Raw genomic sequence first — 26,743 nt, 5'->3', positions numbered from 1 at the left:
TTAACCAAGCATTTTTGCTTTTTTATGCAGGCGATTGGCGGCGTCTATGCCAGATAAAATAGCGCCTTCTTGCCATGCTGGGATATGAGAGCAATGCTCGCCAGTTAGGACGATACGATTGTCTATGCTGCACAGCGTATCGTAGTGCTGTTTGCGGCTAGATTCGCTCCAGATACCATAACAGCCCAAAGTCCACGGAATGCGATGCCAGACCACTGATGTCCCAGCACGAAACTCTTTGGGATACTGTGGGTGGATGTACTTACCATAAGCCAGCGCGACATTGATGCGCTCCTGCGGCGTTAGGGTATTAAACTTATAAGAAGTCGCACCAAAGCCATACGCCCCTAATAAAACGCCTGTGCCATCCTTAAACATATCCTCAGAAGGATAAGCGATTTGGGTAATTGGCATATTGGTATAAGTTAAGCCGCCATAGATCCACTCATCCTCTTCCCAAAAACGGCGCTTAAACTCTAAACCGACTTTATAAGAAGTATCATAAGGCACCGCCGCCATCGCCTGCTTCATAGGCTTTGAGACATTGATATCAAGCTGGGTCAAAACGGTCAGAGGAATATTGCAGACACACCAATCCGCCCGTACCGTCTTCACTGCCCCCTCTGGGTTATTGCTATCTACATAGCTGACCGTCACACCCGTCTCATCTTGGTGAATCTTAGTGACCTTGGCATTAAATTCGATCATATCGCGGCACTCACGCGTAAAGGCGTCGCCTATCTTACCCATGCCACCCACTGGCTGAAACATCGTGGGCTGATGCGCATATGTCATATGATTGCTATAAATATCAGACCACATGCCTGAGTCTAGTATCTCACTCATCGGTAATGGTTTTGAGGGTGTCTCTGTCGGCATAAGTCCACCGCCTGGCAAGACGCTATAGCCGCGGTGCTTGCTGGTGGCATTGCTCGCGCGATAACGATAGTCTTTGTCCAGCACGCCCCAACCTTTTAAGCCTTCTAGTAGCTTTTCTTTATCTTCGGTATTGACTGAGCGATCCAGGCCGCCGACGTTGACCACCTTGGACATCAGCTCTGCGATATTGCCTTGAATATCGTTTTTGACATCCCCTAGACGCTGAGGGACACCGCCGAAGTGATTGGTCCGATGCAAGTAAGCTCGATCATTGGTTTGGATAAACGGCTGCATTTCTACGCCAAATTTTTTGCAGTAATGAAACACTGCATAATGATGGCTCGGTAATCGCCAAGGCCCACCATTAAAATAATTGCCTTCTTCAAAGTCGCATGTCACTTCCGCACCGCCAAGCTCGGTATATCTATCTCCGCTATTTAGCGTCCAGCTACGCCCGCCGCCGCGGTTTTGAAACTCCAAAACCTTGACATTATAGCCTGCCTGACGCAGCTCATAAGCGGCCGTCAGACCACCCAAACCTGCTCCAAGGACGATAATACTAGCGCCCGGAGGTGCCCCTTCAAGCTCCATGGATTCTTGAAATGTCGACTCAGAGGCAAACCCTAGCGTGGTCATCGCCTGATACATCGCCGTTGCTCCGGCTGTTTTACCGATCATGGAGAGCAATTGGCGCCGTGTTGGGGATTGGAGCATGTCTTTCATAATCATATCCTTAAAGTTGGTGCATGACGGTCCGCTTGTGGTTTTTTGCTCTGTGTGGCACCGCCAGTTTGAGTATTGATAGGCTGTTTCCCTATAAAGCTATCAGCTTGGTAGCAGACTGATGATGCTACTATGCGATACTCAGCGTGTGCGCGGCCGTCTGCCCTATTATTATTTGTGATTGGTTTTGCTAAATAGTCTGGCGTTACTTAGTAGCATCCATGACAAAAGACAGCAAGGTTACGGATGGCGTCTTTTGCGCATGATGGCTCGTATTATGAATATGATGAGCAAAATCGCCACAATGATGCCAATAATCGCCAGCAAACCTGCGTATTTTATTAAAAACGGCTGCTCATTCCCGGTCGACGCAATACGTTCGACATCAGCAGCACTGACGTCGCTGTCTGTCAGTCCGCCGAAGTTTACGCGCACATAATTGGCGATACTAGCAACCTGCTCACTATCGAGCTGGTCGGCAAACCCAGGCATAATCGGTGAGGTATTGGTGCTGCCGACTACCCCATGCAAGATGATATTGACAAGCGCGTCAGGGTTATCACGGCGAATACTGCTCAGACCAACGATAGGAGAATACTGAGCATCCGGTTGACCATAGCCATTGATACCATGGCAGCTACCACATGTCGCTAGGTACAAAGACTCAGGCGAATTACTGCTATTGCCCGCACCTGCTTTGGCCTGAGCCAGATAATCTTTTTGTGCCAAAAGATCATGAGTGATCGAGTCATTGATAGGGGTTGGCAAGCGTGCCACATCGACAGCTGATACTTTGTCATCTGTCTGCACCGCTGGGATGGCTTTTAGATAAGAGGCGATCGCGCTTAAATCTTCGTGTGTGAGGTACTGCGTACTATGAGCCACGGCCTCGCCCATCGGACCGCCAGCATACGCTCGCTGATCGAGCTCCCCTGTCCGTAGATAGGTGATGATATCCTGCTCACTCCAACTGCCGATACCGCTTGACTCATCAGGGGTGATATTGGGTGCATACCAATGCCCGAGCTGGGCACCAGATAGGTATTTTTCTTTATCAAACCCCATGGTACTGTTACGCGGCGTATGACAAGTACCGCAATGCTCGAGATTATTTACCAAATACTCACCGCGCTGCTGCGTTGGGCTCAGGCCTTCACGGTTTTCGGTCGATGGCACGTTTAAGAAGTTCCAGCCCAACATTAGGGCGCGGATATTAAAGGGAAACGGCAAATCAGTCTTTTGTTTGGGCGCCTCATCGACAGCGGGCACCGTTTGCAAATACGCAAATAGTGCCTTGATGTCTTCATCCTTCATACCATGATAAGAGGGATATGGCATAGCAGGATAAAGCATATGCGTAGGAGCACGGCCTTTTTGCAAAGCATTTTTTAGGTCTTTTTCGGTATAATCACCGATGCCATGACGTTTTGAGGGGGTGATATTGGTAGAGTAAATATCTCCCATGGGAGTCTCTATGGCGGTCCCACCTGTATAGTCCTCGCCGTGACAGGCCATACAGTCAGCCGCCCGTGCGATATAAGCGCCGCGATTGACCAGCTCGCTATTGGCGGGGCTGACATTGGGCAAGCTGGCATTTGGTAGGGTGGCGCGGGCAACGTTACTGCCTTGCGCCATGACGGTACCAGAGGTCATACCGATGACGAGCATCGACAACATCATAGACAGTGGCTTCATAATATCCTCTTATAGCTGGCATCTAGTTTTAATGATTTAATATTTTTAATTCACTAAGATGTTTTCATTATTGTTATCTTTTAATATTGGCTTCCTGACGTATCTTAAAAATCCATTTCTCCAGCATATGACTTATCAAATAATTTTTGACCAGATAATATAGTCAATTCATTCTAAAAATGACATAGCGCTGCTGGGATGAATTTTGCGCAGCCTCTGTGATAACAGCACGCAAGTAAAATTTATACCAGTAGCGCATTTAGATTTATAACAATTTTAATTTGAACTGACTATACATCTGCGTTGACCATCACTTATTTGGCACTGTACATCTTCTTTAAAGCAGCAGATAACACACTCATGGCCAGTATATTGCGCTTAGTTGTTATCTTTTACTGACTAATATCTTTTACTGATTAATATCTGGTCTAAATCAGCGTTATAAATGGTTACTCGATACTCTCTACTCCCTTACTAATGTAAAGCTATTTTTCTACTATTGCTTGCGTAGTAACTTATTACCTCCATTTTTTTACAAAAGTTAAAAAAACCACCTGCGCCAACTCGCTGTATTTTTTAAATAATATATAAAAAAATATTTTATAAAACAATTCAGAAATATAACATCAAAAACAATAGCTTATCTTAAACATTCATTTTTATATTTTATTAAAACGCGCCATAATCTTGTATAATGCTAAAAAACTGGCGTTATTTTTTACTTTGTCCTGCCTTTACTGTACATAATAGATACATTGCTGGATGCTGTATCCCCTATCAGACCTGTTATACAGTGATATCGCTTGCTTGTTTGTCGCAGGCAGGGCTCTTTTTGAGATTTTATTATGAAGTCACTATTTGCTTTATTGAGCATGACGATGCTGCTATCAGGCTGCCAGTCGTTTCAGTTTGTCGAAAGTCCTATTCCTGTTGTCTCTGCGCCTACCACTCTGCACGCTCACGTTCATGAGGCCAAATAAAAATCTCTATAGTCGATTGGGTATAAAACCAAAAAAAGCAGACAACATTGGCTGTCTGCTTTTTGGGTACTATTTAAGTTCAGAGAAAATAATTTGCTTTAAGAAAGGATAATCACTGATACTCGAACCATCCTCAAACCGATAGAATCAGTTTAAAATAACATTGTTAGAAATGTATGATGCGCCGCTTCTGTGGGTGCAGCACGCACATAAAACTTGTACCAGTAGCGCCCTGTCATCTTTAGAATAAATCGACTGTATGATATAAACAGCCATATGATATGGCAAAGCTGATACTAGGGTCTACTATCGGCTGGCTGATGTTTGATAATAGTCTTAGCCAAATGATTACCAAACCAAATAGCGGTATCGATATCGCCGGGTCCTGGCGTCGTTTCAGGCGGCCCATCAAGCGACTGGGTCATCAAGCCCAAAAAGCTCGACAAACGGTTGAGGTCTGTCGCTTCGTGGCCCGTTGGCATCAGCGGCAAGCCAATCCAGTTCATACCATGCTGCATCGCATACAAGGATATCTGCTGTAAGACTGCGAGCTTATCCCCGCTTAAACCGCCCGAGTTGGCAAAAGCGGCAGCCCACTTGCCTTCCCATTTTCGGTGGTACCAGCGCTTTGAGGTCTCGTCCATAAAGGTTTTGAACTCAGCGGTGACACTGCCCATATAGACCGCACTGCCAAATACCAACAAATCTGCCTGATCAACAAACGCCCAATCGATGTCGTGCACATCAATCGCGCGTGCCTGATCGGCGGGCAACTGAGTACGCGCACCTTGTACGATCGCTTCTGCGACGCGCTTGGTATGACCATAGTTACTATGATAAATAACCGCCATCGTTACGTTAGGCGGGCTTTGGGGAGCGGCAGCTTTGGTTGATGTGTTCATACAAACTCTATAATGATAAATAAAAAAACGAAAATAAATAAAGGCCAAATCAGTGACCAATTAAACAGCGTATCGTCTATGACATCTCGCTGCCCGTATGGCTCACAGCGCCACGCACGATAATCAGCGCCATCCGCCCAGTCGCAGGCTGCTGCAAGTGGGTTTGCCGACGATAGGAGTAATAGTGCGAGTCGGCATAGCTGCAGCTAATCGGCGCTTTGTTTGCTAGGTTCACGCCCGCATGGCTGAGCTGGTCGGCGGCTATCTTAGGCAAATCTAGTGTGATCTTATCTTTACAGGCAGCAGAATCGGTGGTTTGATGCGCCGCTGACGTGGCCACATACAACTGATCAAAACGCTCCGTACCGCTTAGGGTATGCGCAGGTAATGCCTGACTGTCTCGGCATCCTGCCAGTAGCTTGTCTCGCACGCGGCTGTCTACTTCGTAGTTGGCTTGGCTGATACACACCCCTATCCACGCCTGAATTTCTCCTGCCTGCGTAAAGCACTGCACCGCCGCTGGAATGACACCGCCCGCCAGCCCTTGCCAACCAGCATGAATCGCAGCAATCTGACCACTGGTGGGTTGGTACAGTACCACAGGCACACAGTCAGCGGTCATGATAGCCAGCCCTAACCCTGCTTGTTGACTGACCATGGCGTCCGCTGCCGCGGGCTGCATACTTAGCGGACAAGCATCGACATCATAAATATGCTTGCCATGAACCTGATCGACCCAATGCAAACGCTTAATATAGCGGCCTTGGGCACGGTCAGTCGCTAAAGCGTCAACTGGCCTGAGCTGCTCGTTGATGGCTGCCAATACGCGCATGCGGTTGCCTAGTACCCTAACTGCATGATCATTGACATGCAGGCCTAAATTCAGCGCACCGTAGTTTGCCTGAGCAGTTGATTGCTGGCTTTGATATAAATCACTACTAATATCTGTATCTGTCTCAAGACAAGCGGCCGTTTGAAAGACCACCACATCATCAATGTGTGCCAGCACTGTCATTGGCAGGTTTTTTGTCATAGCAGCTTCCTGTCTCTTAGCACGCGTTAACAATAGTATGACGGTTACTCGTCATCGTAACCATCACTTAATACCGAAATAAGCGTTTGCATGTCTTCTGGCAGCGGTGTGGTGACTTCGATATCCTCGCCTGTGGTCGGATGGACGAACCCTAACGCATAGGCGTGCAAAGCCTGACGCGGAAAGCTACTAATCGCTTGACGCTGGGCATCGCTTAAACCTGCGCGTAATTGACGACGCCCGCCATAGACACGGTCACCAACTATCGGATAAGTAATATGACTCAAATGCACACGTATTTGGTGAGTACGACCCGTCTCCAGACCGACGTCTAATAGACAGTAGTTTTCATTCAGCGGGGTCACCTCTAACAAATGAGTGACCGCCTCACGCCCTGCTGTCATCACAGTCATTTTTGTACGCTGATTACGGTGGCGACCGATTGGCGCATCGATACGGCGATGACGTAGCAGGCTTGCCGCATCTCCTGCGACCACGCACTGATAATGACGATAGACAGACTTGTCTTTTAACTGTTCCATCAAGGCCATTTGGGCAGGTTTGGTTTTTCCTATCAGTAGTAGCCCTGAGGTGTCTTTATCGATACGGTGCACCAGACCTGCACGCGGCAGATGGTGCTGCTGAGGATAATGATACAGTAACGCATTGACCAAGGTGCCCGTCTGATTGCCCGCGCCAGGGTGGACAACCATACCGACAGGCTTGTCAATCACCAGCACATCATCATCTTCGTAGACGACATCGATGGCGATATTCTCTGGTTGATCTTCGCTGTGCTGCTGCAAAGTCGTGGACAGATGTAGCACATCTTCAGCTTTGACACGTATTTTGGGTTTTTGGACTTGGCCATTGTGTAGCAGGCTACCATCACTGATCCAGCCTTGTAACTGCACTCGCGAAAAATCCGTAAAGACTTGAGAAGCCAGCTTATCAATACGCAGACCAGCCTCATCTTCTGTGACAGTATGGGTCACATTCACCACGGCTTGGTCAGCGGCTGGCGCATCATCATCCTCACTATCGTCAATGACATCACCATTGTCGCTGTCATCGCTGTCATCGCCCTCTTCATACGCGAATATCTCGCTGTCTTCGGGCTCTGCGTCCTCTGCTGCTACACTAGCATGTAACGGCTCATTGAGTGTCATCTGCGTGTCATCAGTTGGCTTACTATCATTCAAAACATCATTTGGCATCGGGTTAGGTGACTCTTGCGCTGTTGAATCAGTCATGAGCGAGTGATTCGATATTGGATGGGTGGAAGGGTTTGTCATAGCATCATTATTCATCATATGGTCATACCGCTGACATAGGCCGATAAGTCGATTTTGTCAGGCGGTCTTTATCTGCTTTCTTTATTTACTGTGGATATACTTTGGCTCAGATACTCTGATAAAGCCCTATATTAACTGCCTGTTACAGGCTATCGTTCGTTCAAAATAATATGTCATTTTTAAAGTGTATCGACTATCACCAAAGCACTGACCTCACAAAAAAAAGCAAAAACAATATCATCATAGTGTATCATGCTCAGCGCCTAAGCCCTATAGATGCAGTACAGTATCTGTCAGATTTTGCGCCTCATAGGTCAGTCAGCAATATCGCTTAACTCTCTGAAATATAACATGGCTGTAATTTACTGTATATTTACCATCGTCAGGGATATTGCTTATCGCTCGCTAAGGCCGCTCATGCTAAACTGCAAAAATCATCGAGGGTCTGCTATATTGTCGGTGTCGAGCAGGCGCAGCACAAGCACGCAGCCGCCAAAACATGGCATGTATGGTGATGAGCATAAAGATAAACCATAGACGAAGCACAAGTTATTATATAAAGTAAACCATATTTTGCTGTATGCTATGGGGCTGTCTTTTGATATTGGCATGCTCAATAACAGACCATGAGCCGGTGCCTAAGCATCGTTTTTTATTATTAACCTTTTATATTATATAGCATGGTAGCGCCGCTACTATTATGCGTCCTGTGTCGGAGAAAAAGTATGCAAGCTGTTGGCAATACGTTTATCAAACTGTCCTCAATCACCCTACTGGCGCTGAGCGTAAATCTTGTAGGTTGTCAGACCTTTAAAAATCTGACTGGCGGCAAAGACGTCGACGCGGTAGAAACGGCAGAAAAATCCGAGCAAGCTTACTATAACGATGCGATTACTCAGATTGATAAAGGACGCTATACTCAAGCGATCGAAGATTTGACCAATTTGCGCACTTTTTATCCCACCGGTCAGTATGCAGAGCAAGCGCTGCTCGACATGATGTATGCCCAATACGAAAGCGGCAAATATGAGATGGCGGCGGCCAGTGCTGAGCAGTTTATTCGTCTGTATCCTTCTAACCCACAGGTCAGTTACGCTTACTATGTGCGCGGCGTCGCCAATATGCAAGGCTCATCTGAGGGTCTTAAGCTGTTTAAGCTCAATCAAGCCGAACGTGATACGGCCTATTTCCGTCTGGCCTTTGCCAATTTTCAAGAGCTTATCAACAAATACCCAAACAGCCCATATACGCCAGATGCCGTGCAGCGCATGACGTTTATTTATAATCAGTTTGCCGAAAGTGAGATGAGTGCAGCCAGCTGGTATATCGAGCGCGAAGCCTATGTGGCAGCAGCCAACCGTGCCAAATGGGTGTTTCAATACTATCCACTCAGCGAATCTATTCCAGAAGCCATCGCTGTCCTTGCGTATAGCTATGACAAGCTTGGCATGACCGACTTGGCAAGTGAATATAAGACACTGTTGCAGATCAACTACCCCACGTGGCTGACTCGTGATGGCCGCGTGAAGCTAAGCACCAAACGCGACCGTAGCTGGTTTAATAAGTTTACCTTTGGTCAGCTTGGACGCTCAGGCATGAAAGACACCTCGGTGGCGACAGGTGAATACAATGGCGCAACCAAAACCCAATTAGTGCGCAATGCCCATCAGCTCAGATTGCCCGCGAACAACACAGCAAATACCAATACAGCGCCAAGCAGCGCATCGACTAGCAGCGCGCCTACCCGTAATCGCGGTATCAATATAGGTCTGGGCTTACCTGAAGCTGAAACGGAGCGCGTGACCGATCAAGCCAGCACAGGCTCTACCGCCAGAGAAGCAAACGTCGATCCGCAAAACACCAATCCAGTACGCCGTACGACACCCGTAGAGTAGGCTGTTTTTTTAGCCCACAGTCTCTGACATCATAAAATAAGGTCAACACATTGTTGGCCTTATTTTTCTGTTTTTGTATGATAGCCAGACGCGCATAAACGCATATAGACACATATATCCATCAAAACCACTGACCTATGGTAAACTGTTTTTTGTATGAGCATCCCTAACCATATCCTTGAGCAACTAAACAGCCAAGCTGACTTGATCAGCATCATTGGTCGTCATACCACGCTCAAACGTGCAGGTAATGAGTATAAAGGCTGCTGCCCCTTTCATGGCGAAAAATCGCCGTCGTTTTATGTCAATCCACAAAAAAACATCTATCACTGCTTTGGCTGTGGTGTCGGTGGCAATGCCATCAGTTTTTTGCGTGATTATGAGAGCCTTACCTTTATTGAGGCGGTCAATGAGCTATCCAAACAAACGGGCATTGAAGTCCCGCAAGAAGAACAGCGAAATGTGAGCTATCAGCGCACCAAGCAGCCGCCTACTACTAAATCAGCGGCGCGGCCAATTAGCAAGTCACAAGCTGACAACCCCTCGTCACCACATAGGTCTTTTGATAATCAAGAGCAAGCAAACCATACCCACTATGCCGAACAGCCCGACCAAGCTCGCCATGGCTATGACGATTATCCACCCTTAGCAGCCTATGACTTGGCCCCTTATGCAGCAGAGGACTATGGCTCAGACTACCCAAACGACGCCAGCTACCCGCCCGCTTGGCTAAGCGACTCAGATAGTGGCATGGGTTTTGATAGTGTCAACAGTATCAATGACGGGGCGCTTGACCAAGAAGGCAACTTGTACGACCTGCTCGAACAAATCCAGCAGTTTTATCAGCGCAATTTGACCACACATCCGCATGCCAAGCATTATTTTTTGTCACGCGGTATCACAGAAGATACATTTGAGACCTTTGGTCTTGGCTACGCGCCCTTTGGCTGGCAGCACCTTGAACATCAGTTCCCGCAGGATATCGAAGGCCTAAAAGCCCTAGGACTGGTGCGGCAGTCTGAGTCTGGCCGCGACTACGACCTACTACGTGATCGAGTGATTTTTCCGATTCGAGACAACCAAGGGCGCACCATCGGCTTTGGCGGTCGAGCGCTCGATGACGAGGTAAAACCCAAATACATCAACTCCTCAGACTCGCCTGTATTCCATAAGCAGCATGTGCTATATGGTTACTATGAGTCTCGCCAGCAGCGCGCCGACAGCTGGCTGGTGGTCGAAGGCTATATGGATGTCATAGCCCTCTACCAAGCTGGCATCTATGGCGCGGTGGCGTCCATGGGCACCGCCATTAATGAAAGCCAGATATCGCGATTACTAACGCTCAACCCGACCCTCACCCTGAGCTTCGATGGCGATAGCGCAGGACAAAAAGCGGCTTGGCGCACCCTTGAGGTAGCACTGCCGGTACTCAGTGACGACAAAGAGCTGCGCTTTTTGACCCTGCCCAATGGCCATGATCCTGATACCTTTATCAAGGCTCAGGGCAGCGATGCCATGCGCGAGCAAATCATAAACGCCATGCCATTGTCGCAGTATATTTTTGCCTATCTCAGTGAGCGCCACGATTTATCCTTGGCAGAAGGCAAAGCCAAGCTGATGTCGCAAGTACGCTCATTGACCGCGGCATTGCCTAAAGGCAGTAGCTTTCGTTACTTGCTAAACAACGATATTTACCAAAAGCTTGGCGGCAGACGCAACCAAAACAAAGACGCCAAAGACGCGCTGCTAGATTTTGATGGTGAGATGACCATCAGCCAGCAGTTGCAGCTGTGTTTTTTGTTTCAGCCGCGGGCGTTGCTCGATGACCCGATAGAGTCGATTTGGCGGCAGGCAGGTATTCATGATTTACAGCTACCTGCCCATATCAGACAAAAAACCTCAGCCGATACCCTGCGGCCTTTGGCGTGGCAAGACTTGCAAGATAACGAATTGCTGGATATTGTCAGTACCATCACGCGCTGCTTAAAGTACTTGCCTGCAGATGTAAACGCGGCAGCTCATTTTGTCATGTCCAATGTCCAGCCCGGCACGCAAGAAAACCTAAGCCGTAGCTGGAGCGGTTTTTATCGCGCCTTGACGGCTCGCAATATCTTAAGCCTCGATGGTCTCATTGAAGAGCTGGTCAGCCAGCTACTTGAGCGCAGCATGAAGAAAAAAATACAAGATTTGATAAAAAACCCTGACCATATCAAGCTGGCGATTGTCCGTAAGCAGACCCAGCTGCTAAATGACTGGCTACGCGCGCAGCAAGCAGAGCAGTCAGCACAGATGACCACGGTCTAGGGTTGATTGATGTATGGGGGATGACAGCTTTGAAAATGTCATTTTTAAAAATAATGGCATTTAAAAATGCCTCTTTAAAATAATAATTAGACCTACTAAAGACCGCTGGTTTTTATTAAAAAAGCACATCCCCTTTAAAAGCAAGGCCGCCGCCCCCACTACTAGTGATTATGCCAAATAGCCGGCGCACGACTTGATGAGCGGCTAAATAAAAAGACCGCAAATAATCGGTAAAAAACCGTTGGCCACCATCACTACCTCGTGCTTGATGACTGCGGTCTGTGGTAAACTGTGGCGCTGCGTATTGACAGCCTTGTTTGCTATCTGCCGATTGGCAGGTGTCTTTAGATAGATTTTAGGGCGCATTCTCATTTTTTAGCCCATTTATGTGACTATCGACTGAATTGAGGGTATGTCCTAGTACCGATATTACGTCTTGTTTTAACACTTGACGTTTTTTGAGTTTTTAGCTGTTTTTAGCAAAATTATTGTAGTGTTTTGAGCCTTTATTCATATCCACTCATTTTTGATATTATTGACAACCTCTACGCCCTATTTTGATCATTCCATTGATAAGATCAACGCACCCCGTAAGCGATAGTGAGTCACAATATAAAAATGTCCGATGCAAGTAAGCGAGTATTTATGAACGATAAGTCAGTTTCCAAGTCCACATCTCAACTGGCCACCTTAATCCAAATGGGTAAAGAGCAGGGGTATCTAACCTATGCTGAGGTGAATGACCAACTGCCAGACTCTATTACCGAAAGCGATCAAATCGAAGATATTGTGCAAATGCTGACAGACGTTGGTATCAAAATCTTCGAATCTGCGCCTGATGCCGATGACATCTTGATGAACGATGATTCAAGTGATGATGACATGGCAGCAGACGAAGCAGCGGCTGTACTCGCCTCTGTTGAGACTGAGCCTGGTCGTACCACTGACCCGGTGCGTATGTATATGCGCGAGATGGGTACGGTCGATCTGTTGACCCGCGAAGGCGAGATTGCCATCGCCAAGCGTATCGAAGAAGGTATCCGCGACGTGCAGCATGCCATGGCTTACTGGCCGGGTACGGTGCAGTTCGTCCTTGACGAGTATCAAAAAGTCCAAGATGGCGAAAAAAAACTCTCTGATGTCATCACAGGGTTTTTAGACCCTGAAACCGAAGAGGACAAAATCGCCGCGCAAGAAGCCAAAGACGCAGCAAAAGAAGAGCGCGAGCGCATCAAAGAAGAAAAAGAAAACCCGCCACCTATCAAAGCAAAAACCAATGCCAAACTGGCATTAGATGACGACGATGAAGAAGACGAAGACGACGTCGAGGAAGAAGCGGAAGAAGAAACCAGCGGCCTTGATCCAGAAGAAGTCCGTCTGCGCCTAGAAGAGATCGAGCACTTATTTATCAAAGCCAAACAAGCCTTGCTTGATTATGGCCGTGGTAGTGTCGAAGCAGATGCTGCCTATGCGCTATTGGCTGAGCGTTTTATGATGCTCAAGCTCAATAACCGCCTATCAGATCAAGTCATGGCCATCATGCACGATGTCTATGACGATGTGCGTAAGCTGGAGCGCCAAATCATGCGTTTGGTGATTCGCCGTGGTCGTATGCCGCGTGACGAGTTCCGTAAGACCTTCCCTAGCAACGAAACCAACGTCGATTGGCTCATTGAGCGTATCAAAGGTAAACCTGCGTTTGCCGGCACCCTAGAAAAAGTCGCCGACGATGTAATTTTATTGCAGCGCCGCATTCGTGACTACGAGCAGAAGCTCGACATGAAAATCCACGATATGAAAGACGTTGCCCGCCGTATGGCCGTCGGTGAAGCAAAAGCGCGCCGCGCCAAAAAAGAGATGGTCGAGGCCAACCTGCGTCTGGTCATCTCTATCGCCAAAAAATACACCAACCGTGGTCTACAATTCTTGGACTTAATTCAAGAAGGTAACATCGGTCTGATGAAAGCGGTCGATAAGTTTGAATATCGTCGTGGTTATAAGTTTTCGACCTATGCAACATGGTGGATTCGTCAGGCGATTACCCGCTCTATCGCTGACCAAGCGCGTACCATCCGTATCCCTGTGCACATGATTGAGACCATCAACAAGATAAACCGTGTCTCACGTCAGCTGCTACAGGAGATGGGACGCGAGCCGACGCCTGAGGAGCTAGGCGAACGCTTAGAGATGGACGAAGTTAAAGTCCGTAAAGTGCTCAAAATTGCCAAGGAGCCGATCTCGATGGAGACGCCTATCGGTGATGACGAAGACTCGCACCTAGGTGACTTTATCGAAGATGGTACCATCTCAAGCCCTGTTGACGATGCCACAGCAGCTGGCCTACAAGAAGCCACGCGTGATGTATTGGGCAATCTCACCGAACGTGAAGCGCGCGTGTTAAAAATGCGCTTTGGTATCGATATGCCAACCGATCACACACTAGAGGAAGTCGGCAAGCAGTTCGATGTCACCCGTGAGCGTATCCGTCAGATCGAAGCAAAAGCCCTGCGTAAACTGCGCCACCCTTCGCGCTCTGAGCATCTGCGCTCTTTTTTAGAGAACGACTAAGTTATCAGGGATATACGGAGTCTAGCTAATAGATTTCGAGTATTTGCTAACACTAAACTTGCTAACATAAAAAAGCTGAGTATATCTCAGCTTTTTTTGTGTCTACACATTGTGTCGCTCTAGGGGTGTTGGACATCAGACAGCTTTTGCCCATTCATCAATAAAACGTCTTTGCATCTCATCATCTATCCTCTCAAAAGCACTTAATTCAAAAAATTATTGCCTTTATGTATTATTGAGCGTATAACTACCTACCGTTCGGTAGTTATACAACTTAATAGTGAATAGTACAATTTTATGAATCAGCAAACGCATATAAAACACATCAGTACCCAAACCGTCATCTCTCTTGCCATCATCGTGGCGCTCGGCCCAGCAGCGATTGATATGTACTTGGCTTCTATGCCAAACATGGCAAGAGACCTCCAGACCTCCTACGCCACTACTCAAATCACTTTAACCGTTTTTCTCATCTTTATGGGCTTAGGGCAGTTGGTTTTTGGCCCTGTCTCTGACGCCATCGGGCGCATCACACCATTGTTTATAGGGCTGCTCGCATATATCGGCGCTTCTGTATGGGCGATGTGGTCGCACAGCATCGAGAGCCTAATTTTTGCCCGTATTCTGCAAGGTCTTGGCGCGTCGATGGCTATCGTGGTGGTGATGAGCATGGTGCGTGATCTCGTCGATGGGCCAAAAGCGGCGCAGATTTATGCAGTACTAAATACCATTGTGGCGCTTGGCCCCATTGTGGCACCCGCCATCGGTGGTATCGTTGGCGCGCATCATGGCTGGCGCGGCGTGATGTTTATTTTGGCGGCATTGGGCCTGCTGGTGCTTATCAACACTCTCATCCAAATCAAAGAAACCTTACCAAAAGACCAGCGTATTCAGTTAAATATAAAAAACATCACGAGCATTTATGTCGGTATCTTAACAAACAAAACCTTTGTCTTTAATTTGTTTGCTCTATCTGCGGTGTATTTCTTTTTGTTTGCTTATATTGGCGGCTCTGCGTATGTCTACCAAACTGATTACGGCCTGAGCCTAGAGCAATTTGGCTTTGTCTTTGGTTTGACCAGCATCAGTCTGATTTTGGGCGCATCCTCTACCGCGTATTTGGTCAAAAAAACATCGTCATCGCATCTGGCCCTAATCGGCGCTGGGGTCATGATGCTCGGCAGTACCGTCTGTATCGCAGCCTATCTACTATCGCTGGGTTTGATCGGTATTGTAACTGGCATTGCTTTAGGACTCTTCGGTCTTGGCGTACTAGAGGCGACATTGATGGCGATTGCGATGGACTCACAGCGTAGCGCTTTGGGGTCGAGTGCGGCTTTATTGGGCGCCATTCCTATGTTACTCTCATCGACTGCCACACCCATCGCTGGACAATTGGTCGAGAGTCATACGTTATATTGGTTGCTCTTGCTAGGGGCTATGGGACCGATAATTTTGGCATTGGTATATCTGGGCTTGAAGACTCAAAAGCCACACACCACTGCCGCGACTCCATCATTAGAGGAGGCTTATGCAAAGCCATAAACCGCGCTCAAGCGCAAAGCTGCGTATTATAGATGCCGCGTTTGCGCTTTTTTTTATGCATGGCTATGAGGGCGCGTCACTCAGTGACATTGCCAAGGCTGTGGGTATCCGCAAAGCCTCGATTTATACGCATTTTGCCAGCAAAGAAGCCATATTTTTAGAGTTACTACAAGACGCGCTCGAGTCAGAGTGCGCGTTTGTTAAATCATGCTTTGCAGCAGATAGTGAGCCTTCTGTGCCTGGCGAGGCTTATTGCCACGCGTTTGAAGCGCGTTATGAAAGTGCGATTACCCTGCGGTTTTTAATTCGCATGGCTTATGCGGCGCCTGTACACCTGACCGATAGCAGTGCAGCGACGTTTAATGTCTATATTGCCGCGTTGACTGAGCAAATACAGCAAGCGCTGCAGCCTTATCAGCTCGACTCTGCACAGCTAGCGCTGTATACCGATGCGTATCTGGGCGTGATCGATAGCTTGAGTGTGGAGCTGCTGTATGCAGAAGGACTGTATGAGCGGCGTTTTAAAGCCATGCTCATGCTTTATCACACTGCTATTAAGCAGCTGACAAAAAAATAGATTTTTAAATCTAGGTCATTTTTATATATGGTTATTTGAGCATCACTTGCTAATGGTGGCTGTTCTCGCCTATCATAGAGCGGATTTACTTTAAACGCTATTTTATCGTTATTATTAAAAAATAAACCTTAAAAACAAACCTTGTCGGGGTGCTTTGATTTTTTTGTCGTCAATCAAAATCATGGCTGAGAGTTACCCGCGAACCTGATGCAGTTAGCACTGACGTAGGAAACAAGCGTGCCGATATATAAGTCACATTGACGCCACAATTTGCCAATCTATATTATTTAGACTGGTACATGAGTCATGTCTTTTCACCTATGCGCCCTACGCTTTGCTTACTGGTATTTTATAAAGGTAAGTAAAAACCATGAACTACCAAACACTACGTCACCGCTGCCCTACGTGGGATGACTATATTCAGCATGACTTTGTCAAACAATTGGCCGCCGGCACCCTCGCCCCTGATAGCTTTCGCCACTACCTTGTCCAAGACTACCTATACTTAATTCACTATGCTCGCGTGATGGCGCTGAGCGTGTATAAGAGCGACACGTTGGCACAAATGCGCGTCGGTCAAGCAGGACTAAACGCCATGCTCGATATGGAGATCGGCATGTATCTAGACTTTTGCCGTCTTTGGGACATCCCTTTGCACGAGGTCGAGCACGCGCCTGAATCTGCTGTTACCATCGCCTACAGCCGCTATATATTAGACGCGGCCATGTCAGGCTCGCTGGCGGAGCTGTATGCCGCGATTGCGCCTTGCCTGATGGGTTACGGAGAGATTGGCAAGCACATTAAAGAAGCTGGATTTATCGCCGGCAACCCTTATCAGCCTTGGATTGATGTCTTTTCTAGTGATGACTTTCAGGCCATTACCGCGCAAAACGAAGCACAGATTGACCTGCTATTGGCAGATGCCAGCCCAGCACAGGCCAATAAGTTCCAGCGCTTATTTGACACCGCCGCACGGATGGAAGTCAATTTTTGGCAGCAGGCGTTGGACTTGTCTTAGACTGTACCTTTTATAGTATGATTTATTGACTTTAAATCAGCGATAGTTCTACTCGCATCGTATCTTATACATTCATTTTATTTAATATTGATAATAAAACAACAACCACCCTCAAGGAGAGATTTTATGGCAGCATTTGATGAGCATGCCAGCGCATACGACAGCTGGTTTTTGGACAACCAAAACTTACTGGCCAGCGAGCTAAAGCTGGTGGCGCACTTTTTGGATAAGGACAGCGAGATACTGTCTATCGGCTGTGGTAGCGGTCTGTTTGAGATGCTACTGGCCAAGGATTATGACATCCATATCAAACACGGCATCGAGCCGTCAACAGATATGGCAAAAATCGCTGAAAAGCGCGGCTTGCAAGTAGATATCAGCCCTGCCGAAACCAGTGAGATTGCGCCCAACAAATTTGACATCATTATGTTTAATGGCAGTGTCAGCTATATCAGCGACTTGGACTTATGTATCAAAAAAGCCTTTGACGCGCTAAAGACTGGCGGCAAACTTATCCTCATTGACGTACCAAAAGAAAGCGGTTTTGCCAGTCTTTACAATCTGGCCAGTGCAGTAGATAGCTGGGCGCATCCCCTGCTCGCGCACATCTCCCCTGCCAACCCCTATCCTATCGAGCTGGTCCGCTCTGCCAATTGGCGCACCTCTGATGAAAAAATCGAGCTGATGCAGGCCAATGGCTTTACCGACTTGCAGTACGCACAGACCCTACTGACCCACCCTATGTATGCAAATGACCAAGTACAAGAGGTCATCGAAGGGTATGATCGCGGTGATTATGTGGCTATTTGTGGTTATAAAAAGTAGCTGTGGCCAGAGGCACTTGAATAATACCAGCTGCGCCATCATAAACAGCACAATGTATTTTTATAACAGCGAGGCAACATTATGAGTGACGACCCAAAAGATAACGACCAAAACCCGACTGCTCACCGAGCGGTCAATGTCACTGACCTAACCCCTAATGACGGTGTGCTAAAAGGCAAAAAAACCGATATCCAAAACCCAGAGCTGTGGGACTTTCCGATGAACTACCCGATGAGTATCATCGGTCATGAAGGCGAGCATGAGAGCTTACTTAACGAAGTCAAGCTTATCCTCGGTAGTCAGTTCCCTGATTTTGATTTGGCCTCGATAGATGTCAAACCCTCAAAAACAGGCCGCTTTCACTCAGCACGCGTCAATCTGTATCTGACCGAGGCTGAGCAAGTAAACACGCTGTATGCTGCTCTTGATAGCGCCAAGACCGTCCGCATGGTGTTGTAGGGCTTTTTGTCACGATAAGCGCTGCTAACCGACGAGCTGATGGACTTTTAAAAAAACCAGTCCGTTTTTCGTCTAAATCGTCACTCATATGGGTGGCGATTTTTTATGGTCTGCTGTACAATCTGCATCCGCATCGTGCAGCTGCAAAACAAGGCCATGGATCAATTTTTTGGGCGACAATAAAAAGTAAATGTCTACCACATTTTTACAAAAAAAATTATCCACGAGGCTATTCGCGCCTAACCCTTATGCCATCACCCTTTGCCAAAATTGGCGGCATCGGCAACCTCTTGGCAACATAGATTGCCACTAAAATCAATATAGCATTTTCAAAAATTTCCCGCTATATTGTGCCTACCTACTAACAAATACGCTATATGTAGTGCTCAGTGAATTTTTAATTTGCTACGAGTAGCGGTAGAGTTTTGCCTAAAAAAACACCCTACCATCACAAGACAGCTATAGCGTCACAAAGCATGCCAGCGGGCTATTTCCGCTTCGCATCACAATAAGCAATCAACTTAAGAGGGCAACATGACACACATCGACAAGATCAAAGTGACCAAACGTGACGGACGATTAGAGCTTATTGATTTGGATAAAATTCATAAGGTAATCGAATGGGCTGCTCATGACTTGGATAATGTGTCTGTCTCACAAGTTGAGCTAAAGTCGCATATTCAGTTTTATGAAGGCATCAAAACCCGTGACATTCACGAAACCATCATCAAGTCTGCCGCAGATTTGATCTCTGAAGAGACGCCTGATTATCAGTATCTGGCCGCGCGCCTTGCTATCTTTCACTTACGTAAGATTGCGTATAACAAATTTACCCCGCCGCACCTATTTGATCATGTGACGACACTGACAGAGGCAGGCAAATACGATGAGCATATCCTAGCCGACTATAGCCGCGCAGAGTTTGACGAGTTAAACGAGTACCTCGACCACTGGCGCGATATGAATCTTGCCTACGCTGCGGTTGAGCAAATGGCAGGCAAATACCTCGTACAAGATCGCGTCACCAAGCGCGTTTATGAAAGCCCGCAGTTTTTGTATATGCTGGTCGGTATGTGCCTGTTTGCCAACTACGACAAGGCCAGCCGCTTAAGCTATGTCAAACGCTTTTATGATGCGACCTCACAGTTTAAGATTTCCCTACCAACGCCTATCATGTCGGGCGTGCGTACGCCATCTCGTCAGTTTAGCTCGTGCGTCTTGATCGAATGCGGCGATAGCCTAGACTCTATCAATGCCACCACCAGCGCCATCGTGCGTTATGTGTCACAGCGCGCTGGTATCGGCATCAACGCTGGTCGTATCCGTGCCCTTGGCAGCCCTATTCGTGGCGGTGAAGCGCAGCATACTGGCTGTATTCCTTTTTATAAGCTGTTTCAAACTGCGGTGAAGTGCTGCTCACAAGGCGGCGTACGCGGCGGTGCTGCAACACTGTTTTACCCACTATGGCATCTAGAAGTTGAGTCGTTACTCGTCCTCAAAAACAACCGCGGCGTCGAAGACAACCGCGTCCGTCATATGGACTATGGCGTGCAAATCAACAAAACACTATATACTCGCCTGATCAAAGGCCAAGACATCTCGCTGTTTTCGCCCTCGGATGTCCCAGGCTTGTATGATGCGTTTTTTGAAGATCAGGACAAATTTGAAGCGCTATACACCCAGTATGAGCAAGACCCGAGCATTCGTAGCCGCCAGATCCCAGCCTCTGAGCTGTTTAGCTTGATGATGCAAGAGCGCGCCAGCACTGGCCGTATCTATATCCAAAACGTCGATCATTGCAACACCCATAGCCCGTTTGACGCGACCGTCGCACCGATTCGCCAGTCAAACCTCTGTATGGAGATTGCCCTACCGACCAAACCACTTGACAACATCAATGACGAGACTGGCGAGATCGCCCTATGTACCCTATCGGCAGTCAACTTGGGTAAAGTCGAGAGCGTCAGCGACATCGAAGAGCCAGCAGAGCTGATCGTCCGTGCACTAGATGCCCTACTCGACTATCAAGACTATCCAGTCAAAGCCGCTGAAAACGGCAGTATGCGTCGCCGTACCCTAGGCGTGGGCGTGATCAACTATGCGTACTACTTGGCCAAAAATGGCGTGCGCTACTCAGATGATTCAGCATTGGGTCTGACGCATCAAACCTTTGAAGCACTACAGTACTATCTGCTCAAAGCCTCAAACAAATTGGCCAAAGAGCAAGGCGCTTGTCCTGCGTTTAATGAGACCACGTACTCGCAAGGTATCTTGCCGATTGATACCTACAAAAAAGACTTGGATAAAATCTGCCAAGAACCGCTACATCTTGATTGGGAAGCGCTACGTAGGGAGATCACCGAGCATGGCCTACGCAACTCTACGCTAACGGCCTTGATGCCGTCTGAGACCTCAAGTCAGATCGCCAACGCCACCAACGGCATCGAGCCACCACGCGGTCTGGTGTCGATCAAAGCGTCAAAAGACGGTATCCTCAAGCAAGTGGTGCCTGAGATTGACAAGCTAAAAGGTCAATACGAGCTACTATGGCAAATGCCAAACAATGATGGCTATATCAAGCTTGTCTCTATCATGCAAAAATTCGTCGATCAAAGTATCTCGGCAAACACCAACTACGATCCGACGCGCTTTGATGGTCAGCGTGTACCGATGAAGGTACTACTCAAAGACTTGCTCAATGCGTATAAGCTTGGCGTAAAAACCTTGTATTACCATAACACCCGTGATGGTGCCAATGATGCGCAAGCGGATATGGAAGATGATTGCGCAGGCGGTGCATGTAAGATTTAAGCATATGCCTAAACCTGATACCCAGCAGTATTTTGAATAAAAATAAAGGCTCGGCTATAGAGCATGTGACCAAAGGGGTTGCATGTTCTCTGCTAAGTTGTCTTAAAGAAGATAGGTTTTAAAAGGAGTTAACTAAAACAAGGAGGGTAACACTGCGCCAAAAATAAAAAAAAGCCCAGCAAAGCTGTTAATTCAGCATGAGCCAGGCAATCTTACAGCTTAAATCTTTAGATGATATCCTGATATAGATACGGGACGAACACCGATTTTAAACTTTGTTGTACTTCTGAAGGGTACCTGCGAAGTTTAACATTCATAATCACCTCTTGTCTACCTCGGGAATCACTCTTATTTTTCATCATTGATGTTCCTAACGAGGTTATTAAATATGATTTTATATCAACTTGCCATAAAGATTACAGTAGACATTTTAGTATTATTTATTAAATATGCTTTAATCTCTGATATCGGCAAACAGTTCGTAAGCTTTATTTTATCAATATTTAGCTAGCATTTGCAGTTGATAATTTCGAAGTGATAATAGCCTATTGGCTGTTATCATCTTTATACCTAAATGCTAATATTTTTTAAAGCTGTATACTAGATAGAATAATATAAAGAATAAAAATGACGGAGGTCATAGACGTGCAATATACCGCAATCATCAAAGACGGTGGGCTTTTTATCCCAAACGTGTTTTCTGACCTAAACGATGGTAGCTCGCATATCGTACAAGTAGACGTCGACATCGCAGAAGTACGACAGCAGCTAAGCGAGCACACCAGCACAATCGAGACCAAAACACCCAAAAAACCCGCCAAAAGAGCCAATAAAAAGGCTGAGCAAAAACCGCCAAAAAGCACCGATGACGACGGCATAAGTACCCGACGCAAAAGCGCAATCGACGAGCTAGACGCCCTAGACGATGCAGAGCTAAGCGAGATATTCAAAGCCTATATGAATGACGGACAAACCCCAGAACAAATATCGCTAGAAAACCTATAAAACACTCAACTCCGTATAAACCAATAACCGTATTACTGATAAAGGTAGAACAATGACGTACTCGATTTTTTCTCAAACGCCAAACAATGCGCTAACAGAGCCGATGTTTTTTGGTCAGCCAGTCAACGTGGCACGTTATGACCAGCAAAAGCACCCAATCTTTGAGCAATTGATCGAAAAACAGCTGTCGTTTTTTTGGCGTCCAGAGGAAGTCGATGTGTCACGCGACCGTATCGACTTTAGCAACCTCTCCTCGCACGAGCAGCATATATTTTTGAGCAACCTCAAGTATCAGACCCTACTCGACTCTATCCAAGGCCGCAGCCCAAACGTGGTGCTACTCCCGCTGGTGTCTATCCCTGAGCTGGAGACTTGGATCGAGACGTGGTCGTTCTCCGAGACCATTCACTCGCGCAGCTATACCCATATCATCCGCAACATCGTCAATGACCCTGGCGTTATCTTTGACGACATCATGCAAAACGAGCATATCTTGCAGCGCGCCTCTGATATTGCGCAGTATTATGACGATCTGTACCGCAGCTCGCAGCTGTATAGCCTATACGGTGCCGGTACGCACAATATCAATGGCGAGCAAATCACCGTCGATCTAAAGTCACTCAAAAAACAAATGTATCTGTGCATCATGGCGGTCAACGTCCTAGAAGCCATTCGTTTTTATGTATCATTTGCCTGCTCATTTGCCTTTGCTGAGCGTAAATTGATGGAAGGCAACGCCAAGATCATCAAGCTGATCGCGCGTGATGAGGCGCTGCATTTGACCGGCACTCAGCACATGATCAATCTGATGCGTAATGGCCGTGACGATCCTGAGATGGTCGAGATTGCTGAAGCCTGTTATGAGGAAAGTATCGAGATTTTCCGTAAGGCTGCCGAGCAAGAAAAACAATGGGCAGGCTATCTGTTTAAAGATGGCTCGATGATCGGTCTAAACAAAGACATTCTTTGTCAGTATATCGAATACATCACCAACCTACGCATGGAAGCGGTCGGCTTGCCAGCGGCGTTCCCAAATTCAAAATCCAACCCTATCCCATGGATTAATACGTGGCTGTCGTCTGACAACGTACAAGTGGCACCGCAAGAGACAGAGATTAGCTCATACTTGGTCGGTCAGATCGACTCTGACCTATCAGACAGCGACTTTGATGACTTTGAGCTATAGCTGCTGGTTTTGTCGCTTTCTATAAGACGACTATATCAGCGATGTTTATTAAACGCAGATGGGCGCCTCGTGCGCCCTATACAGATAAGGTAACGCTAAAAAGACATTTAAAGAGACTGGCGCACGATCACCAGTGAATAGGATTTATAATGACTTGGGTAAAGACCAGTAAAAAACGGTTTTATCTGCATGATGATGAAAGCCTACTCGATGGCCTGCTACGCACCGGGCACGATATCAGCTATCAGTGCCGTGAGGGCTACTGCGGTAGCTGCCGCGTCAAGCGTATCTCAAGCTCACACAGCGTCGACTATCCATTTGAGCCGCTGGCGATGATAGATGAAGACGAGATCCTACCTTGCTGTTGCCGTGTGCAAGGGGTCATTCATATCAATCATGAGCCCGTGATTAAATAAAGACGGCTCACCTTAAAATCAGCAGCCAAAAAAAGCGCGCTACCTTTTGAGGCAGCACGCTTTTTTGTGGCAGTTACCAACCTCTATACCCTACTCAAACAGCTTGAGTAGCTCCTCACGCATACGATCACGCTCTGCCTCTGACATCATCGGTACCTCTTCATCTGGTAAGTGTGGCTGACCGGTACCGCCGAGCGTTTCGTCATGGATGATGACGGGACGCGGGGTTGGCTCTTGTACCGGACGCTCCTCTAATACGATTTTTACCTGCGCGTTTTTGCCTTGGCGTAGTATCTGGGCATTGAGCTCCGTATTGGGCGGCTTACGGGCCACATACTGAATCAAGGTATTGGCATCGGTCATCTCGACCCCGTCGATGGTCAAGATAATATCGCCCACTTGTAGGCCACTTTTGGCCGCAGGACCTTGGTCGATGACGTTTAATACTTCTACGCCGGTCGAGGTCTCAAGCTGCGTAGGATCACGAAGCTGTGACTGAATCTCGATACCCAGCCAGCCACGACTGACCTTGCCATCTTTGATTAAGGCATTCATCACCTGCTCGACAAGGGCGGTCGGAATAGCAAAGCCGATGCCCATCGAGCCGCCAGAGCGGGAGAATATCACAGTATTGATACCGACCAGCTCGCCATGCGCATCGACGAGCGCGCCGCCTGAGTTACCCGGGTTGATCGCCGCATCAGTCTGAATAAAGTCTTCAAACTTATTGACCCCAAGACCAGTACGCCCAGTAGCGGAGATGATCCCTTGCGTCACCGTTTGGCCGACACCGAACGGGTTGCCAATGGCCAAGGCCAAATCGCCGACACGGATAGGATCCTCGCGAAAACCAAGCGGCGTCAGTCCGGTCATATCGACTTTGATCACCGCCAAGTCACTATCAGGATCGGTGCCGATGATCTTGGCGCGGCTCTTGCGTCCGTCATTAAACGCGACGGTGATTTCATCGGCTTTTTCGATGACATGGGCGTTGGTCACGATATAGCCGTCTTCTGAGACAATCACCCCAGAGCCTAAGTTGGTAGAGCCTTGATCCTGCGATGGCCCGCCGTGAAACTCAAAAAAACGGCGCAAGACAGGGTCATTCATGTATGGATGCTCGGCCATGGTCTGCGTGGTATAGATATTGACGACCGACTGTGACGCGCGGGCGACGGCATTATGATAAGAGGAGATCGGTGCAGGCGTGTCAGCGACAGGAGCCGATGCTTGCTGCTCAGCAGGTGGCGTCCTCGGTGGCTCCCACGTCGCCTCTGACGTCGTTTTCATACTCATGAACAACCAGATAAACGCTGCCAATACTAGCAGCAATAAGATCCAAGGAAGCCACTTTAATACAGACGCCTTGTTATTGGTGTTCGGGGATGGCGACATATAAAAACCTCTATAATTTTGATGCACACAAACAATAAAAAAACAATGATAAATAAGACAGGGACAAATCGCAGGCCAGTTACTACTGGCCTACTGTGAGCAATAGCATAACAAACATCAGCAGCAAAACGCTATCGCTCAAGTGGTCTTGGGTATCGTCAGTTCTAAAGCTGACCCACCATAGGCAAATTATAACTGCCCATTCTACCGAATAGTAACGCATCGTGTACCATTTCAGTTATTGGCCTTGTCTACTCTTTGGCACTGTCATGCTAAAATGCAGATTATTTGCCTCACTGGGGCCAATCAAATAACGCAAATAACGACAAGGAACCACCATGACCGCGCACGATACCCCGCTCTCTGCCGATACGACGATTACTGCCCAAGCGCTGACTGAGTTTTGTGATGACTATCTGTCTGCCAGCGCATTTAAAGACTATGCGCCAAATGGCCTACAAGTCGATGGCGGCCGGCCTATCAGACGCATCGTGACTGGCGTGACAGCTTGCGAGGCACTCATCGACGCTGCCATCGCCGAGGACGCCGATGCGATTATGGTCCATCATGGATATTTTTGGAAAGGCGAACCGATGACCATCACTGGCATGAAAGGCCAGCGTATTCGTAAATTGATGCAACACGGGATCTCGCTGATTGGCTATCACTTGCCGCTCGATGCTCATCCAAAAATCGGTAACAATGCCAAGCTCGCCGAGATGTTAGGGCTGACCATTACAGAGGCGCTATACCCTCATGAGTCGCACCCTGTTGGCAATATCGCCACGTGCCCGCCGCAAAGCGCCGAAAGCCTAACTCAGACCATCACGCAAGCTCTAGGACGCATACCGCTACATATCTCAGGTCATTATCAGTATTTGGCAGATGCAGCAGCAGCCCCAAAACTGTTGAAACGTATCGGCATCTGTACTGGCGGCGCACAAGATATGATCGAGCAAGCCGCAGCCATGGGCTGTGATGCTTATATCTCAGGCGAAATATCAGAGCGCACGACCCATAGCGCCCGTGAGCTTGGGATTGATTATTTTGCATGTGGCCATCACGCGACAGAACGCGCAGGGATTCAAGCCCTCGGAGACATCATCGCTCAACAATTTGGTCTGTCTGTACGCTTTATCGATATCAATAACCCCGCTTAGATTCGGCGTCAACCCAGCATAAGTAAAGTTAACACCAAGACTCTTGGTTTAAGGTATTAAGAGCTCGATAAG

General features: G+C 47.6%; 21 protein-coding genes. 14 read left to right on the top strand and 7 right to left on the bottom strand.

Annotated elements, in window-relative coordinates; translation table 11 throughout:
* Together CAP50_RS06770 and CAP50_RS06765 are read right to left on the bottom strand one after the other, a co-directional pair.
* Positions 1-1,602 carry a flavin monoamine oxidase family protein gene (locus CAP50_RS06770; RefSeq protein ID WP_100749476.1) on the bottom strand — a complete coding sequence of 534 codons (1,602 nt, stop codon included), beginning with the start codon at positions 1,600-1,602 and terminating at the stop codon, positions 1-3.
* Between the two features lie 240 nt (positions 1,603-1,842).
* On the bottom strand, positions 1,843-3,297 hold the full coding sequence (locus CAP50_RS06765; RefSeq protein ID WP_100749475.1) for a cytochrome c: 1,455 nt from the start codon (positions 3,295-3,297) through the stop codon (positions 1,843-1,845).
* An 845-nt stretch (positions 3,298-4,142) separates the two neighbouring features.
* On the opposite strand from CAP50_RS06765, the gene CAP50_RS12885 reads away from it, so the two are divergent.
* The gene (locus tag CAP50_RS12885; RefSeq protein WP_256713781.1) at positions 4,143-4,277 is read left to right on the top strand and encodes a hypothetical protein; all 135 of its coding nucleotides are present in this window, start codon (positions 4,143-4,145) and stop codon (positions 4,275-4,277) included.
* A 296-nt stretch (positions 4,278-4,573) separates the two neighbouring features.
* On the opposite strand, the gene CAP50_RS06760 is transcribed toward CAP50_RS12885, so the two are convergent.
* The 3 genes from CAP50_RS06760 to CAP50_RS06750 all read right to left on the bottom strand — a co-directional run bounded on the left by CAP50_RS06760 (position 4,574) and on the right by CAP50_RS06750 (position 7,465).
* Positions 4,574-5,179 (bottom strand): flavodoxin family protein, encoded by a 606-nt coding sequence (locus CAP50_RS06760; RefSeq protein ID WP_075102604.1) that lies wholly within the window; start codon positions 5,177-5,179, stop codon positions 4,574-4,576.
* A 76-nt stretch (positions 5,180-5,255) separates the two neighbouring features.
* On the bottom strand, positions 5,256-6,212 hold the full coding sequence (locus CAP50_RS06755; protein WP_100749474.1) for a polyphenol oxidase family protein: 957 nt from the start codon (positions 6,210-6,212) through the stop codon (positions 5,256-5,258).
* Between the two features lie 44 nt (positions 6,213-6,256).
* Entirely contained in the window at positions 6,257-7,465 is a 1,209-nt protein-coding gene (locus CAP50_RS06750; protein ID WP_100749564.1) for an RluA family pseudouridine synthase, read from the bottom strand.
* Between the two features lie 767 nt (positions 7,466-8,232).
* On the opposite strand from CAP50_RS06750, the gene CAP50_RS06745 reads away from it, so the two are divergent.
* Both CAP50_RS06745 and CAP50_RS06740 read left to right on the top strand, forming a co-directional pair.
* Positions 8,233-9,402 (top strand): outer membrane protein assembly factor BamD, encoded by a 1,170-nt coding sequence (locus tag CAP50_RS06745; protein WP_100749473.1) that lies wholly within the window; start codon positions 8,233-8,235, stop codon positions 9,400-9,402.
* A 156-nt stretch (positions 9,403-9,558) separates the two neighbouring features.
* Positions 9,559-11,706 carry a DNA primase gene (locus tag CAP50_RS06740; protein WP_100749472.1) on the top strand — a complete coding sequence of 716 codons (2,148 nt, stop codon included), beginning with the start codon at positions 9,559-9,561 and terminating at the stop codon, positions 11,704-11,706.
* Positions 11,707-11,910: 204 nt separating this feature from the next.
* Here CAP50_RS06740 and CAP50_RS12690 read toward each other — a convergent pair whose 3' ends face one another.
* On the bottom strand, positions 11,911-12,078 hold the full coding sequence (locus CAP50_RS12690; RefSeq protein ID WP_172953076.1) for a hypothetical protein: 168 nt from the start codon (positions 12,076-12,078) through the stop codon (positions 11,911-11,913).
* Positions 12,079-12,351: 273 nt separating this feature from the next.
* Here CAP50_RS12690 and rpoD point away from each other — a divergent pair, with 273 nt between their 5' ends.
* The 10 genes from rpoD to yfaE all read left to right on the top strand — a co-directional run bounded on the left by rpoD (position 12,352) and on the right by yfaE (position 24,116).
* The gene (rpoD, locus tag CAP50_RS06735; RefSeq protein ID WP_100749471.1) at positions 12,352-14,274 is read left to right on the top strand and encodes an RNA polymerase sigma factor RpoD; all 1,923 of its coding nucleotides are present in this window, start codon (positions 12,352-12,354) and stop codon (positions 14,272-14,274) included.
* A 297-nt stretch (positions 14,275-14,571) separates the two neighbouring features.
* A complete protein-coding gene (locus tag CAP50_RS06730) occupies positions 14,572-15,819 on the top strand; it encodes a multidrug effflux MFS transporter (RefSeq protein WP_100749470.1) in 1,248 nt (415 codons plus the stop codon).
* Positions 15,806-16,396: a TetR/AcrR family transcriptional regulator gene (locus CAP50_RS12880; RefSeq protein ID WP_100749469.1), complete on the top strand. Its 591-nt coding sequence runs from the start codon at positions 15,806-15,808 to the stop codon at positions 16,394-16,396. Before CAP50_RS06730 ends, CAP50_RS12880 begins: the two co-directional genes overlap by 14 nt.
* A gap of 370 nt (positions 16,397-16,766) precedes the next feature.
* The gene (gene tenA / locus CAP50_RS06720) at positions 16,767-17,414 is read left to right on the top strand and encodes a thiaminase II (protein ID WP_100749468.1); all 648 of its coding nucleotides are present in this window, start codon (positions 16,767-16,769) and stop codon (positions 17,412-17,414) included.
* Between the two features lie 126 nt (positions 17,415-17,540).
* Positions 17,541-18,239 carry a class I SAM-dependent DNA methyltransferase gene (locus CAP50_RS06715; RefSeq protein WP_100749467.1) on the top strand — a complete coding sequence of 233 codons (699 nt, stop codon included), beginning with the start codon at positions 17,541-17,543 and terminating at the stop codon, positions 18,237-18,239.
* 81 nt (positions 18,240-18,320) lie between these two features.
* A complete protein-coding gene (locus CAP50_RS06710; RefSeq protein ID WP_100749466.1) occupies positions 18,321-18,698 on the top strand; it encodes a YbeD family protein in 378 nt (125 codons plus the stop codon).
* A 534-nt stretch (positions 18,699-19,232) separates the two neighbouring features.
* Entirely contained in the window at positions 19,233-21,509 is a 2,277-nt protein-coding gene (gene nrdA / locus CAP50_RS06705) for a class 1a ribonucleoside-diphosphate reductase subunit alpha (protein ID WP_100749465.1), read from the top strand.
* A 627-nt stretch (positions 21,510-22,136) separates the two neighbouring features.
* The gene (locus tag CAP50_RS06700; RefSeq protein WP_241900680.1) at positions 22,137-22,514 is read left to right on the top strand and encodes a hypothetical protein; all 378 of its coding nucleotides are present in this window, start codon (positions 22,137-22,139) and stop codon (positions 22,512-22,514) included.
* A gap of 52 nt (positions 22,515-22,566) precedes the next feature.
* Positions 22,567-23,700 carry a class Ia ribonucleoside-diphosphate reductase subunit beta gene (gene nrdB / locus CAP50_RS06695; protein ID WP_100749464.1) on the top strand — a complete coding sequence of 378 codons (1,134 nt, stop codon included), beginning with the start codon at positions 22,567-22,569 and terminating at the stop codon, positions 23,698-23,700.
* A 149-nt stretch (positions 23,701-23,849) separates the two neighbouring features.
* Positions 23,850-24,116, top strand: a complete 267-nt coding sequence (yfaE, locus tag CAP50_RS06690; protein ID WP_100749463.1) for a class I ribonucleotide reductase maintenance protein YfaE — start codon at positions 23,850-23,852, stop codon at positions 24,114-24,116.
* Between the two features lie 90 nt (positions 24,117-24,206).
* Here the strand turns inward: yfaE and CAP50_RS06685 are convergent, their stop codons facing one another.
* Complete coding sequence (locus CAP50_RS06685) at positions 24,207-25,511, bottom strand: S1C family serine protease (protein WP_100749462.1); 1,305 nt, start codon at positions 25,509-25,511, stop codon at positions 24,207-24,209.
* 338 nt (positions 25,512-25,849) lie between these two features.
* Here CAP50_RS06685 and CAP50_RS06680 point away from each other — a divergent pair, with 338 nt between their 5' ends.
* Entirely contained in the window at positions 25,850-26,671 is an 822-nt protein-coding gene (locus CAP50_RS06680) for a Nif3-like dinuclear metal center hexameric protein (protein WP_100749461.1), read from the top strand.
* Positions 26,672-26,743: the final 72 nt, after the last annotated feature.

This window comes from Psychrobacter sp. L7 (genome assembly GCF_002810365.1).
Lineage (GTDB): Bacteria > Pseudomonadota > Gammaproteobacteria > Pseudomonadales > Moraxellaceae > Psychrobacter > Psychrobacter celer.
This window is presented reverse-complemented; position numbering and strand designations above follow the sequence as displayed.

Coding starts and splice junctions, on each gene's coding strand:
- CAP50_RS06770 (WP_100749476.1), bottom strand. CDS start 1,602: ATGAAAGACATGCTCCAATCCCCAACACGGCGCCAATTGCTCTCCATG.
- CAP50_RS06765 (WP_100749475.1), bottom strand. CDS start 3,297: ATGAAGCCACTGTCTATGATGTTGTCGATGCTCGTCATCGGTATGACC.
- CAP50_RS12885 (WP_256713781.1), top strand. CDS start 4,143: ATGAAGTCACTATTTGCTTTATTGAGCATGACGATGCTGCTATCAGGC.
- CAP50_RS06760 (WP_075102604.1), bottom strand. CDS start 5,179: ATGAACACATCAACCAAAGCTGCCGCTCCCCAAAGCCCGCCTAACGTA.
- CAP50_RS06755 (WP_100749474.1), bottom strand. CDS start 6,212: ATGACAAAAAACCTGCCAATGACAGTGCTGGCACACATTGATGATGTG.
- CAP50_RS06750 (WP_100749564.1), bottom strand. CDS start 7,465: ATGACTGATTCAACAGCGCAAGAGTCACCTAACCCGATGCCAAATGAT.
- CAP50_RS06745 (WP_100749473.1), top strand. CDS start 8,233: ATGCAAGCTGTTGGCAATACGTTTATCAAACTGTCCTCAATCACCCTA.
- CAP50_RS06740 (WP_100749472.1), top strand. CDS start 9,559: ATGAGCATCCCTAACCATATCCTTGAGCAACTAAACAGCCAAGCTGAC.
- CAP50_RS12690 (WP_172953076.1), bottom strand. CDS start 12,078: ATGAGAATGCGCCCTAAAATCTATCTAAAGACACCTGCCAATCGGCAG.
- rpoD (WP_100749471.1), top strand. CDS start 12,352: ATGAACGATAAGTCAGTTTCCAAGTCCACATCTCAACTGGCCACCTTA.
- CAP50_RS06730 (WP_100749470.1), top strand. CDS start 14,572: ATGAATCAGCAAACGCATATAAAACACATCAGTACCCAAACCGTCATC.
- CAP50_RS12880 (WP_100749469.1), top strand. CDS start 15,806: ATGCAAAGCCATAAACCGCGCTCAAGCGCAAAGCTGCGTATTATAGAT.
- tenA (WP_100749468.1), top strand. CDS start 16,767: ATGAACTACCAAACACTACGTCACCGCTGCCCTACGTGGGATGACTAT.
- CAP50_RS06715 (WP_100749467.1), top strand. CDS start 17,541: ATGGCAGCATTTGATGAGCATGCCAGCGCATACGACAGCTGGTTTTTG.
- CAP50_RS06710 (WP_100749466.1), top strand. CDS start 18,321: ATGAGTGACGACCCAAAAGATAACGACCAAAACCCGACTGCTCACCGA.
- nrdA (WP_100749465.1), top strand. CDS start 19,233: ATGACACACATCGACAAGATCAAAGTGACCAAACGTGACGGACGATTA.
- CAP50_RS06700 (WP_241900680.1), top strand. CDS start 22,137: ATGACGGAGGTCATAGACGTGCAATATACCGCAATCATCAAAGACGGT.
- nrdB (WP_100749464.1), top strand. CDS start 22,567: ATGACGTACTCGATTTTTTCTCAAACGCCAAACAATGCGCTAACAGAG.
- yfaE (WP_100749463.1), top strand. CDS start 23,850: ATGACTTGGGTAAAGACCAGTAAAAAACGGTTTTATCTGCATGATGAT.
- CAP50_RS06685 (WP_100749462.1), bottom strand. CDS start 25,511: ATGTCGCCATCCCCGAACACCAATAACAAGGCGTCTGTATTAAAGTGG.
- CAP50_RS06680 (WP_100749461.1), top strand. CDS start 25,850: ATGACCGCGCACGATACCCCGCTCTCTGCCGATACGACGATTACTGCC.